Source organism: Pseudomonas rossensis (assembly GCF_039888995.1).
GTDB classification, from domain to species: Bacteria; Pseudomonadota; Gammaproteobacteria; order Pseudomonadales; family Pseudomonadaceae; genus Aquipseudomonas; species Aquipseudomonas rossensis.
The window spans coordinates 1-11,841 of sequence record NZ_JBBWCB010000155.1; the positions used below are offsets into that span (position 1 = coordinate 1).

General features: G+C 58.9%; 12 protein-coding genes, 1 tRNA gene and 2 pseudogenes. 7 read left to right on the forward strand and 8 right to left on the reverse strand.

From position 1 onward, the window contains the following. The 7 genes from WLY71_RS26400 to WLY71_RS26430 form a co-directional block, all read left to right on the forward strand. Window positions 1–665 (forward strand): carbon-nitrogen hydrolase family protein (locus tag WLY71_RS26400; RefSeq protein ID WP_347805891.1); only part of this gene is annotated, 665 nt, incomplete at its 5' end. Then, window positions 665–1,108 carry a GNAT family N-acetyltransferase gene (locus tag WLY71_RS26405; protein WP_347805892.1) on the forward strand — a complete coding sequence of 148 codons (444 nt, stop codon included), beginning with the start codon at window positions 665–667 and terminating at the stop codon, window positions 1,106–1,108. The genes WLY71_RS26400 and WLY71_RS26405, both read left to right, overlap by 1 nt. 126 nt (window positions 1,109–1,234) lie before the next feature. After that, entirely contained in the window at window positions 1,235–1,876 is a 642-nt protein-coding gene (gacA, locus tag WLY71_RS26410; RefSeq protein ID WP_008015884.1) for a response regulator transcription factor GacA, read from the forward strand. A 2-nt stretch (window positions 1,877–1,878) separates the two neighbouring features. Then, entirely contained in the window at window positions 1,879–3,702 is a 1,824-nt protein-coding gene (gene uvrC, locus WLY71_RS26415; RefSeq protein ID WP_056741535.1) for an excinuclease ABC subunit UvrC, read from the forward strand. Window positions 3,703–3,734: 32 nt separating this feature from the next. Beyond that, window positions 3,735–4,295 (forward strand): CDP-diacylglycerol--glycerol-3-phosphate 3-phosphatidyltransferase, encoded by a 561-nt coding sequence (gene pgsA / locus WLY71_RS26420; protein ID WP_008150904.1) that lies wholly within the window; start codon window positions 3,735–3,737, stop codon window positions 4,293–4,295. Between the two features lie 62 nt (window positions 4,296–4,357). Further along, window positions 4,358–4,433 (forward strand) — tRNA-Gly (locus tag WLY71_RS26425). A gap of 213 nt (window positions 4,434–4,646) precedes the next feature. Next, window positions 4,647–4,946, forward strand: a complete 300-nt coding sequence (locus tag WLY71_RS26430) for an Arm DNA-binding domain-containing protein (protein ID WP_347805893.1) — start codon at window positions 4,647–4,649, stop codon at window positions 4,944–4,946. 207 nt (window positions 4,947–5,153) lie between these two features. Here WLY71_RS26430 and WLY71_RS26435 read toward each other — a convergent pair whose 3' ends face one another. From WLY71_RS26435 to WLY71_RS26470, 8 genes and pseudogenes are all read right to left on the reverse strand, one after another. Next, the gene (locus tag WLY71_RS26435) at window positions 5,154–5,510 is read right to left on the reverse strand and encodes a type II toxin-antitoxin system RelE/ParE family toxin (protein ID WP_347805894.1); all 357 of its coding nucleotides are present in this window, start codon (window positions 5,508–5,510) and stop codon (window positions 5,154–5,156) included. Window positions 5,511–5,512: 2 nt separating this feature from the next. After that, window positions 5,513–5,803 carry a type II toxin-antitoxin system ParD family antitoxin gene (locus WLY71_RS26440; RefSeq protein WP_024698769.1) on the reverse strand — a complete coding sequence of 97 codons (291 nt, stop codon included), beginning with the start codon at window positions 5,801–5,803 and terminating at the stop codon, window positions 5,513–5,515. 181 nt (window positions 5,804–5,984) lie between these two features. Then, window positions 5,985–6,199: pseudogene (locus WLY71_RS26445) on the reverse strand (hypothetical protein). 221 nt (window positions 6,200–6,420) lie between these two features. After that, window positions 6,421–6,774: pseudogene (locus WLY71_RS26450) on the reverse strand (IS110 family transposase); the annotation flags it as partial. A 278-nt stretch (window positions 6,775–7,052) separates the two neighbouring features. After that, window positions 7,053–7,910 carry a hypothetical protein gene (locus WLY71_RS26455; RefSeq protein ID WP_347805896.1) on the reverse strand — a complete coding sequence of 286 codons (858 nt, stop codon included), beginning with the start codon at window positions 7,908–7,910 and terminating at the stop codon, window positions 7,053–7,055. Window positions 7,911–7,994: 84 nt separating this feature from the next. Continuing rightward, the gene (locus WLY71_RS26460) at window positions 7,995–9,161 is read right to left on the reverse strand and encodes an XdhC family protein (protein ID WP_347805897.1); all 1,167 of its coding nucleotides are present in this window, start codon (window positions 9,159–9,161) and stop codon (window positions 7,995–7,997) included. Between the two features lie 89 nt (window positions 9,162–9,250). Continuing rightward, a complete protein-coding gene (locus tag WLY71_RS26465) occupies window positions 9,251–10,639 on the reverse strand; it encodes an amidohydrolase family protein (protein WP_347805898.1) in 1,389 nt (462 codons plus the stop codon). Window positions 10,640–10,651: 12 nt separating this feature from the next. Beyond that, the coding region (locus tag WLY71_RS26470) for a nucleobase:cation symporter-2 family protein (RefSeq protein ID WP_347805899.1) at window positions 10,652–11,841 on the reverse strand (1,190 nt) is incomplete at its 5' end.

Genomic DNA, 11,841 nt, shown 5'->3' on the forward strand with positions numbered 1-11,841 from the left:
CCGCGGAGCAGGGCGTGCAATTGCTGGTGTTCCCGGAGTTATCGCTGACCGGGTACGAGCGTGGACTCGCGGCTGAATTGGCTATTGCGCCAGACACCGAGGTTCTGCAACCGCTACGGGATTTCGCGCGGGAAGTCGGTGTGACGACAGTCGTCGGGATGCCGATTCGCCTGTCGCAAGGTTCGCCAGTATTGATTGGGGCGCTGGTGTTGGGCGCTGATGGATCGCTCGGGATCTACAGCAAGCAACATCTGCATCCAGGCGAGGAAGTGGCATTTGCACCGGGAACCGGCGGTTCGACCCTGACCATCGGTGCCGATACGGTCGCGTTGGCGGTGTGCGCGGATTTCTCTCACGCCAGTCATGCCGCGGCGGCGGCGCAGCAAGGCGCCGATCTCTATGCGGCGGGCGTGCTGATCACGGAAAACGGCTACGCCCCGGATACCGCGTTGTTGCAAGGCTACGCCAGCGCTCATTCGATGACGGTACTGATGGCCAACCATGGCGGTGCAACGGGTGGCTGGGAATCGGCAGGACGCAGCGCGATCTGGGCGTCGGACGGCTCGCTGGTTGCAGCCGCACCGGGTACAGGCAACCTGATGGTCGTGGCTCGGCGCGATGCTGATGGCTGGAAGGGGCAAATAGTGGCTGTCGCGGAGGCATGATGGCATTTGAATTACGCCCGGCAGCGCTCCGGGACCTCGACTTCGCTCGTGACCTGACTCGCAAAAACATGCTGCGCTATTACATTCAGCACGATCTGCTGTGGCAGGACGAAGGTTTCGATGTTGGCTGGGCAGGGCGCGAGAACTGGTTGATTGTGCGCGGTGAGGCATTGGTGGGTTTCGTAAGCCTGAGTCGTGATGCCAAAGCCCTGTACATCCGCGAGTTGCATGTCATCGAAGCATTTCGAGGGCAGGGCGCCGGTTCCTGGACGATTGATCAGGTATTCGCCATGGCGTGCAAGGAACGGCGTCCGGCATTGCGTTTGACGGTTTTTGAAAATAATCCCGCGCAAGCGTTGTATGAGAGAAAGGGGCTCAAGGTGGTCGGCACAGACGAGTGTTTCCTGAGAATGCAGCGCGATATCGATGCCTCGCCTGGCTGAAACACGCATACGACAAGCCTTTCAAGATGTATTGAAACTTTTTATATGACGCTTGCCGCTAGGTCTGCCAGTCGCTTTTTGCTAAGGTGTCGGCAACCCAATAAGACCATTTCGCGAGGTGTCTGCTTGATTAGGGTGCTAGTAGTCGATGATCATGATCTCGTTCGTACAGGCATTACACGAATGCTGGCTGACATCGATGGCCTGCAAGTAGTCGGCCAGGCTGAGTCAGGCGAAGAATCCCTGCTCAAGGCGCGTGAGTTGAAACCCGATGTGGTATTGATGGACGTCAAGATGCCCGGCATCGGCGGTCTTGAAGCCACGCGCAAATTATTGCGCAGTCATCCGGATATCAAAGTCGTCGCGGTCACCGTTTGCGAAGAAGATCCGTTTCCGACTCGGTTGTTGCAGGCCGGTGCCGCGGGTTATCTGACCAAGGGCGCCGGATTGCCGGAAATGGTCCAGGCTATCCGCCTGGTGTTTGCCGGGCAGCGCTACATCAGCCCGCAGATTGCACAGCAACTGGCGATCAAATCCTTCCAGCCGACCAATGATTCGCCTTTCGATGCCTTGTCGGAGCGGGAAATCCAGATCGCGCTGATGATTGTCGGCTGTCAGAAGGTCCAGATCATTTCCGATAAACTGTGTTTGTCGCCAAAAACCGTGAACACTTACCGTTACCGCATTTTCGAAAAGCTTTCGATCAGCAGCGATGTCGAGTTGACGCTGTTGGCGGTTCGTCACGGCATGGTCGATGCTAGCCTCTAAAAATGACTGAAGTCTTCGATCCAAGCGCCTTTCTGTCGACGGTCAGTGGGCGTCCTGGTGTGTATCGCATGTTCGACAGCGAGGCACGCCTGCTCTACGTCGGCAAGGCCAAGAACCTCAAGAATCGTCTGTCGAGTTATTTCCGCAAATCCGGTCTTGCGCCCAAGACCGCGGCGCTGGTTGCGCGTATCGCTCAGGTCGAAACGACGATTACGGCCAATGAAACCGAAGCCTTGTTGCTTGAGCAGACTCTGATCAAGGAGTGGCGTCCGCCCTACAACATCCTGCTGCGCGACGATAAATCCTACCCTTACGTCTTTCTCTCGGATGGTCAGTTTCCACGCTTGAGCATCCATCGCGGTGCAAAAAAGGCCAAGGGCAAATACTTCGGCCCTTATCCCAGCGCCGGCGCCATTCGCGAAAGCCTGAGCCTGCTGCAGAAGACGTTTTTTGTTCGTCAGTGCGAAGACAGCTATTACAAGAACCGCACGCGTCCTTGCCTGCAATACCAGATCAAACGCTGCAAGGCGCCCTGTGTCGGGCTGGTGGAACCTGAGGTATACGCTGAAGACGTACGGCACTCGGTGATGTTCCTTGAGGGGCGCAGCAATGCGCTGACGGATGAGTTGTCCGCAGGAATGGAAGAGGCGGCGATCAATCTCGAGTTCGAACGTGCGGCCGAGTTGCGGGATCAGATCTCATTACTGCGCCGGGTCCAGGACCAGCAAAGCATGGAAGGCGGGACGGGCGATGTCGACGTGATCGCAGCGTTTGTCAATCCGGGTGGTGCCTGCGTTCATTTGATCAGTGTGCGCGGCGGGCGGGTGCTGGGGAGCAAGAACTTCTTTCCTCAGGTGGGTATTGAAGAGGACGTTTCTGAAGTCATGGCGGCGTTTCTCGGCCAGTACTTCATCAGCAGTCCCGAGCGCGACTTGCCCAGCGAACTGATCGTCAACGTGGTTCACGAAGACTTCCCGACCCTGATCGCGGCCATCGATGAGCTGCGCGGTCGCGAATTGACCATCAGTCATAGGGTTCGTGGTACGCGAGCACGCTGGCAACAGTTGGCGGTCACCAATGCCGAGCAGGCCCTGGGAGCGCGACTGGCTAACCGTCAACACGTTGCTGCACGTTTCGATGCCCTGGCGGAAGTGTTGAATCTGGATGAGCCACCGCAGCGCCTGGAGTGTTACGACATCAGTCACTCCAGTGGTGAAGCAACCGTGGCGTCCTGCGTGGTGTTCGGTCCCGAAGGTCCGATCAAGTCCGACTACCGTCGCTACAACATTGAAGGCGTCACCCCGGGCGATGACTACGCCGCGATGCATCAGGCCCTGACCCGACGCTTCAGCAAACTGAAGGACGGGGAGGGCAAGCTACCGGACATTTTGCTGGTGGACGGTGGCAAGGGGCAGCTGTCCATGGCCCGCGACGTGCTCAATGAACTGGCCGTGCCTGATCTGATTCTGCTGGGCGTAGCCAAGGGCGCCACGCGAAAGGCCGGTTTCGAAACCCTGTACCTGAATGATGCTGCCCACGAATTCACCTTGCGCGGTGATTCCCCCGCGCTGCATTTGATCCAGCAGATACGCGACGAAGCTCACCGTTTCGCGATTACCGGGCACCGGGCTCGTCGTGGGAAAACTCGCCGCACGTCTACACTGGAGGGCGTTGCCGGTGTCGGACCGACCCGTCGCCGCGATTTGTTGAAACATTTTGGTGGATTGCAGGAGCTGTCTCGTGCCAGCATCGAAGAGATCGCCAAAGCACCCGGGATCAGTAAAAAGCTCGCAGAGTTGATTTATGCCAATCTGCACAGCGAGTAGAATGCCCCCTCACCTCGTAGCCAGTTGTGCCGATGAATATCCCTAATCTGATTACCGTACTACGCGTCCTGCTCATTCCGATCTTCATTTTACTGTTCTACCTGCCGTATCAATGGAGCTACCTGGCGTCCGCCTCGGTGTTCGCATTTGCCGCCGCCACAGACTGGCTGGATGGGTATCTGGCCCGCCGACTGGAACAAAGCACACCGTTCGGGGCTTTCCTCGATCCCGTGGCTGACAAGCTGATGGTCGCTGTTGCGCTGGTATTGCTGGTGCAAGAACATGGCAACCTGTGGCTCACACTGCCGGCCGCCGTGATCATCGGTCGCGAGATTGTCGTCTCGGCACTTCGCGAATGGATGGCCGAACTCGGCGCCCGCGCTCACGTCGCGGTGTCGAACCTGGGCAAATGGAAAACCGCCGCGCAGATGCTGGCGCTGGTGATCCTGCTGGCCAATCCGTCGGATTTCACGTTCTGGGTGCTGCTGGGTTACGCCTTGCTGCTGATATCCGCGGGCCTGACGTTGTGGTCCATGGTCCAATATTTGCGGGCTGCCTGGCCGCATCTGAAGACCGACGTGGAAAAGAAATAAACTTTTTTGAATCAAGGGGTTGACGGGGTACCTGGATTCTATAGAATGCGCCTCACCAAGACGCGGGAATAGCTCAGTTGGTAGAGCACGACCTTGCCAAGGTCGGGGTCGCGAGTTCGAGTCTCGTTTCCCGCTCCAATTATTGTTCTACAGGCTTCTATTGAAGTCTGCGGAAACTGAAAAAAGAGGCTTCGGCCTCTTTTTTCGTTCCAGTAAGTTACACTTGAAATCACTACCAGTCACGATTTTTTAGTACATTAATCCGGCGCTTGGTAGATCGCTTTTTCGTGGTACTTAACTCATCGGAAGCCGTACAAATTTCCTCTATTCAAACGAGACGGAGATTGTACGATGGCTCTCACCGATACTGCAGTCCGGCACGCAAAACCCCGCGCCAAGGACTACACCCTCCCTGACTACAACGGCCTCGCTCTTTTCGTGAATACGAAAGGCGCCAAGTACTGGCACTTCCGCTTTTGCTGGGCGGATAAGCAACCCCGTATTTCTCTCGGTACCTATCCTGAAATTAGCTTACGAGATGCTCGCGCTCTGCGTGGTGCTGCCCGGGCGCTGGTCGCCAGGGGCATCGATCCGCGTGTCCATCGGCAGCTGGAGCGTAATGCTAGGCGCCTGGCCTCGGAAAACGCCTAAGAAGCGGTTGTTCAGCATTGAAAGTGGCACGCAAAGTTGAACATCGTGTTTCTGGTCGTGGGTCTCGATAGTCCGGTCGGACCACAACCTCCCGCTTCAATTGGCCGCCGAGTCGGTTGGCAGCGAGGGCGCTCAGGTTGAGATGTAGAGGCGGGCGCCTTGCCTTCGCTGTTCATGGCCAGTTAAGCCGTTGGGCCAGGTCGGTGATCAGTCATTAGGCAAGTGCAACTGCACTTCCATGGCGTCATGAAGGAGTCTGACGACCTCGATCACGTCGTCGTTTGCCACACGATAGAACACGATATGGCGTGGGTTTTTGACCGTCCCATGGGGGTGTTTGGCCTGCTGGCGTGAATAGATGAGGTGGTAGCTGCGAAGGCCCGGTGCAAGCTCATCGCGGTCCTGGCTGCCAATACGATAAGGCGTGCCGGCAATAGCTTGCAGCGCCGCGAGGATCAGCGCCTGGTGGCGCTGGCGTGCTTGATCGCCGAACTGCGTCTGGGAGAGCCTGAGGATGTCGACAATGTCGGCGCGCGCCGCGTTGGAAATCCGAAACAGCGGCATGCTCAGTGTTTCTCTCTCGCGGGGAGGGTTGCCTCCAGGCTCAAGCCCTCGAGGTAATGCTCCAGATCCCCTTCGTTCAACTGAGTAAAGCGCCCGTGCTCAAGGTCCATGATGCCGATCGAGGTCGCCTGACGCAGGGCCTCAATTTTGGCGGTGTCTTCGGCGACACGCTGTTCCAATAGACGCAAACCTTCTCGCATCACTTCGCTGGCATTTTGATAACGGCCGGACTGAACCAGGTCTTGGATAACCTGTTCCTGGTGAGGGGTGAGAACAACGTTTCGAGTCGCCATGGGTGGGCTCCAGATCAGCGCAAACAGGTTTCGATCGTTGGCATATTATGCCATTTTGCCCGCGAACATATAGATTTGGGTTTGTTTCTGACGAACTGGATCGTACGGGTTCATCCGCCGCGCCGAACAGAGCGTGCTGGCTCCGGAGTGTATTTGCAAAGGGACGTCGGCGCCGTCTTGATCAGAGTGGGCCTTGGGCCCTCAGCTTGGCCAGGCCCTGTTTGATGAATCCGGCGTTCTCACGGATCGTGTGAAGCGCGCCGCGGACATTGTCGCCAGTATCCGTCGCACCTTGGCTCTCAACCCTCAACGTCAACTCCCTCAGGGCCGCCTCTAAGCAAGCTGGTTTTGGTATAGACGTTCGAGAACATCGGGTAGCGAGTTTTCAGTGGGCATCGTTTCGAGGGGGGGCTCCCGGGATGAATGGGTCAGGCCGCTGTCCGATCCGGTTGGTAATCAGTGCCGTTGGGCAGCATCGCCCAAGCCATGCATGCGGTTTTATTGGCCAGTGCGATAGCGGCCACGTTGGGAGGTGAGCGCTCGGCTAAACGGACAACCCACCGGCTGAGTCGATCGTCTTTGGATTTGGCCGTGCGCAGTACCGACACCTGAATATCCTGTTGTTCGATGGTTTTGATGGCGACGAAGCGCATGCTGCGACGGCTCATCGCCTCACAGATTGCCTCGGCATCGTTGGTGTCATGCTTGTTGCTCTGGACGTATGGCTTGACGAACTGCGGCGCGATCAGCCTCACCCGAAATCCACGTGCCTGTGGCTGCGGCGCCCAATAGTGCGCACCGCCACATCTTTCCATTCCGATCTCACAGCCGGGCTCGATCTTCTCCTGCACTGTTTGAAGCCAGCGATCACGAGGTAAACGCTGCTGCCAGACCGGCTGCTCATGACGATCCACGCCGTGAATCTGAAACACGTTCTTGGCCAAGCCGACCCCAAGGCGCATAAGCTTCATGTGTAGACTCCTACTCACGGTTGACTGCGGTTCGCACCTTCAATCTGGCACTCGAGATGCCGAGGTGAGGAGGAGTTCCCACCGCTTATGGCCAGTAGCTGCCTGTCGCAGACCTCATTGAGGTTTAGCCGTATGAGTCCGGTCGGCACACCGCCCGGCTTCCGGCCCGAGGCTAAGTTGTAGGGTCAACTCCCACGCATTAGTGCGGACATTATCCATGGAGTCGGTAAGCTCAATGCAAATGTCCGTGTAAGACGGTGTACCTTCTGATTGGAGCATTACAGATGCCATTCCAGATTCAGAAACGGCGTATTGGCCTCGGTGCCAGGTGTGTTGGCAGAGTTGTTACCGAACTTGTTCTTCCAGTACTCGTAACCCACCCCGGCAAAGAAGGTATCTTTCTTGCCGACAGTGAGCTCGCCCACGTCCACCAGCAAGGTGAGGTGCACGAGCGTTTCACTGACGCTGTCGTTGCCGAAGCCGTCCTTGCCCTTGGGCGGGACGAAGTTGGCAAAACCCTTCCATTTGAGCGGTACCGAACCTAGCTGAAATGGAATGTCCCAGGCGGTTTCCAAGTAGTAAGTGTCGTTGAAGCGGATATCGTGCTCCTGGGCGAACGGCAAGCCATTGTGGTTGCGCTCGGAGCGGTACATCACACTGAAGTCCCAAAAACCTGTCACGTTGAAATTGATCGTCGGGCCGATGACGAGCATGCGTTTTGCTGGCGCGAAGGCAGTGTTTTTGGTGTTCCAGTCGACGCCACCCGAAAGTGACCAGTCCCGAACGGGTCCCCACTTGAAATCCTGGCCGGATATTTTATTCAGTGAAAGTTGATGGCGATATATCGCATACACCTCGGTAGCACCGTTGTCGCCGCCGGCGGCTGGATCGTCTTTATCGGAAAACAACACCTGCACATCGAGGAAGTTGCTGCCGTATTTGTATCCGTCAACGTGAGTGAACTCAACGATGTGCTTGGCGATCGGGCCATCGATGCCCGGCTCAGCGAAGTGGGTGCCATACCAGTAACTGATTGAGTTATCGCTCCAGTCGGCAGCTTGCAATGAAGTGGCCGTCGTCAATAACAGAGTACTGATGGCAAAGGTCTTCCGAACGAGAAACGTGCGGTTCTGCATCTTTCATTTCCTTGAGTAGTCGTCCACTTCGGCTTGAGGGACTTTTTTATAGGTGCCGAGAAACTGTTGCCGTTTGAAACCAGCTCAATCGACCACTGCCGCAGCCTCCAACGTTTCACACACCAGCAAATCCACGTAATGAATCGGTTTGCTCCGATGCTTGAGCATCCCGCCGTTACGCTGATTCAACGCCGCCGTCATCTCCGCGAGAATCGAGAGCGCGACGCCTTCGGGCGCGTCGCCGCCAAGGTCCAGGCCCATTGGGTAGTGCAGCTGTAGCAATGCATTCAGGGCAGGATTATGTTGGCGAATGTCGGTCAACAAGCGCTCGGTCCGCTCGCGGGGGCCGAGTTGGCCGATGTAGGCCGGTGCGCCTTGCAGCAATTGGCCGAGCCAGTGTCGGTCCTGGCGGTAGCTGTGCGTCATGACGGCCACCGCGGCCCCCTCGATCAACGGTCCGAGGACAATGGAGGCGTCGAGGTTCGCGACGATGACCGCATCGGCCTGCGGAAAGCGTTCAGGGCGGGCAAAGTGGCTGCGGCTGTCGATCACGCTGACGTGCCAGCCCAGCAGTTTGCTCATGCGCACCAGTGGCTGGGCGTCGTGGCCGGCGCCGAAGATCACCAGGCGCGGGGGCGGAGCCACGTACTCGAAGAACACTTCAACTTCTCCACGGGCATCGGTGTAGAGCCGCAGAGAGGATTTTTTCTCGGTGAGTGTTTTGCGCAGGTCTTTGCGGATGCTGCTGTCGAGTGCGCGATTGCGCAGCGCGGGGCTTGCGTGCGACACCACCCGATCACCGACCCGCACCGACGTGTGGCGAGACGTGGCAATGATGGTCGCCATGGCCGCGGGTTGCAGACTGTCACGCACCTGTCGCAACAGTTCGATGGCCAATGATGGGGTCTTCGCGCGCAGGCGTTCGAGCATGACGAAAACCGTGCCGTTGCAGCCGAGGCCGAAGGTCAGGGCGCTTTGCTCGTCGTCTTCATCCTCGGTGGCGCCGGTGCTGTAGCGGCGCACCACCGGCTCGCCGGATTCGGTCAACCACCAGGCTTTTTTGGACAGATCCTGTTCCAGGCAACCGCCGCTGACGGTACCGATGGTTCGGCCGTGGAAGGGGATGAGCATGCGTGCGCCGGGGCGGCGATAGGCCGAACCTTCGACCTTGACCACGGTGGCGAGGACGGTTTCTTCGCCTTGCCGCGCGGCAGTTTCGATGGCGTGGAGGAGGTCGTTTAGACCGGACATGGTTTGTTATCCCGAAAGTAGGTGCGGAACCTGTAGGAGCCGGCTTGCTGGCTAGCCAACTCCAACAGGGGGATGTGTGTGCGGCCAGATCAGTCGACGACATGCATCAACTGCTGCACCCCCTCCCACGCTTCAGCGCGCATGCGCTCCAGATCCAGCCCCGGAATCACGCCGTCGTCGACCACCAGCCGCCCCCCGACCATGCTGTACCGCACGGCAATCGGCTCACCCGCGACCACCGGCGCCAGCGCGATATCGTGAAAGCCAAAGAACCGTGGATGATCGAGGCCATAGATCACCAGATCGGCGGCCTGACCAATTTCCAGCGTTCCGACCGAACCCAGCCCCAACACTTGCGCGCCGCCGGCCGAGCCCCAATGAATCACATCTTCGGCGGTGGTCGCTGAAGCCCCTTGTTCGGCCCGATGAATCAACCACGCCGTGTGCGCTTCACCGACCATGCTCCCGGATTCGTTGGATGCCACGCCGTCCACCCCAAGAGAAATCGGCACGCCAGCCTCCTGCATCTGCGGCACCGGAGCGATGCCGCTGCCCAGCCGCGCATTGCTCACCGGGCAGTGAGAAATGCCGGTACCCGTTTGCGCGAGCATGCGGATTTCCCCCGGTTGCAAGTGCACCGCGTGGGCGAACCAGACGTCCGGGCCGAGCCATTCGTGTTCGGCGACAAACTCCACGGGCAGGCAGTTGTACTTTTCGCGGCAGAAGTTGACGTAATTCTGAGTCTCCGAAAGGTGCGTGTGCAACCGCAGACCTAGGCCACGCGCGGTGTGGGCCAGTTCGCGCAGCAGCGTTGGCGGCAACGAGAAGGTCGGTGTGGTCGGCGCGACCACCACTCGACGCATCGCATCCGGCGTGTCCTGGTGATACAGCGACTTGAGCCGCTCGATATCGCCGACCATCTGGTCCAGCGTCTCCGGTTGCAGCGCGGTTTTCGAGAAGCCGGGGTGAGCGCTGGCCGATTCCAGTGCACCGCCCCGGCACAGCACAAAGCGCATACCAAACTCATCAGCCATGTCGAACAGCAGGTCGCCGGTCTCGGTGGTGCCGTTGGCGTGGTAGAGATAATGGTGATCGGCGCAGGTCGTAACCCCCGACAACAGCAACTCGGCCATGCCCAACCGCGCAGCGATCCGCGTCAGTTGCGGAGTAAAGCGGTTGAGACGCGGGTAGGGCACGCTGGCCAGCCAGCCTTGCAGATCCTGATTCAACCCTTCGGGCACGGCTTTGAGCAGGTTCTGGAACAGGTGATGGTGGGTGTTGATCCAGCCGGGATAGACCACCGAGTTTCGGGCGTCGATCACTCGCTCACCGGGTTGCGCAACCAAGCCCTCGGCCATTTCAGCAATGCGACCGTTGACGATGCGAATGTCCACGTTGCCCGCCCGGGCACACGGGCCGCGCAAGCCGGTCATCACCGCCACCGGGTTTTTGATCAGGATGTTTTGAAGTTGAGTCATGTGCTACTCCAGTCAGAGGCTGTGGGGCGCAGGCTTGGTGGCTGTGCCATCGGGAGCACTGACGCCGTTGAGCGCCGCGTTGAGCAGCACCGACACCAGGCAGGCAATCACCACGCTGCTATGCAGGAACGGCTGGGACCACTCGGGCATTTGCTTGAACAGGGCTGGCGCTAACACCGGCACCAGGGCGGCGGCGATGGTGAAGCCGACGATCAATACGTTGAAGCGGTTGCGCTCGTAATCGACTTTGGCCAGGGTCTGAATGCCCGCTGCGGCGACCACGCCGAACATGGCAATCCCGGCACCCCCGAGGGCGGCGGTCGGCATCGACGCGATGATCGCCCCGGCCTTTGGCACCAGCGCCACGGAACACATCAGCAAACCGCTGATCGCCACTACCCAGCGACTGCGCACGCCGGTCAAAATCACCAGCCCGACGTTCTCCATGAAGGCAATGAACGGAAACGCGGCGAACATCCCGGCGATGGTGCTCGCCAGGCCATTGGCGCGCAGGCCATTGATCACCTGTTTTTCTTCTACCGGTTTGTCGACGATGTCGCCGATGGCCACGAACAGCCCCATGGACTCGACCATCTGCACGATCATCACCACCACGATGGTCGCAATCGGGATCAGGCTGAAGGTCGGCAGGCCGAAGTAGAACGGGTAGGGCACGGTGAGCCAGGGCGCTTCCTGCACGCTGTGAAAACTGCCCATGCCCAGACCGTAAGCCAGTCCCGCACCCACCAGCATCCCGATCAGCACCGCCATGTTGCGCATCATCGGCCCACCATAGCGGTTGACCAACAGAATGGTCGAAAGCACTACGGCGGCGACGGCAAGGTACGCCGGCGCCCCGAAATCACTGGCGTTGCGGCCACCACCGATCCACTCATAGGCAATCGGGAACAGCTGCAAACCGATCACCGTGACAATGCAGCCGGTGACCACCGGCGGAAAGTACCGACGCAATCGGCCCACGAACGGCGCGACGAGCATCGTAAAGATCCCCGCGCCGATCACCGCCCCGCAGACCCCGGCGAACCCCACCTCCGGGTTGGTACCGATGGCGATGACCGGGCCGACACTGCTGAACGCCACGCCCTGCAAGATCGGCAAACGCACACCGAATTTCCAGAAGCCGACGGTTTGTAAAAGCGTGGCGATGCCGGAGCAGAACAGCGTGGTGCTGATCAGCACCA

Coding starts and splice junctions, on each gene's coding strand:
- uvrC (WP_056741535.1), top strand. CDS start 1,879: ATGACTGAAGTCTTCGATCCAAGCGCCTTTCTGTCGACGGTCAGTGGG.
- WLY71_RS26435 (WP_347805894.1), bottom strand. CDS start 5,510: ATGCCGCTGTTTCGGATTTCCAACGCGGCGCGCGCCGACATTGTCGAC.
- WLY71_RS26440 (WP_024698769.1), bottom strand. CDS start 5,803: ATGGCGACTCGAAACGTTGTTCTCACCCCTCACCAGGAACAGGTTATC.
- WLY71_RS26405 (WP_347805892.1), top strand. CDS start 665: ATGGCATTTGAATTACGCCCGGCAGCGCTCCGGGACCTCGACTTCGCT.
- pgsA (WP_008150904.1), top strand. CDS start 3,735: ATGAATATCCCTAATCTGATTACCGTACTACGCGTCCTGCTCATTCCG.
- WLY71_RS26465 (WP_347805898.1), bottom strand. CDS start 10,639: ATGACTCAACTTCAAAACATCCTGATCAAAAACCCGGTGGCGGTGATG.
- WLY71_RS26460 (WP_347805897.1), bottom strand. CDS start 9,161: ATGTCCGGTCTAAACGACCTCCTCCACGCCATCGAAACTGCCGCGCGG.
- WLY71_RS26455 (WP_347805896.1), bottom strand. CDS start 7,910: ATGCAGAACCGCACGTTTCTCGTTCGGAAGACCTTTGCCATCAGTACT.
- WLY71_RS26430 (WP_347805893.1), top strand. CDS start 4,647: ATGGCTCTCACCGATACTGCAGTCCGGCACGCAAAACCCCGCGCCAAG.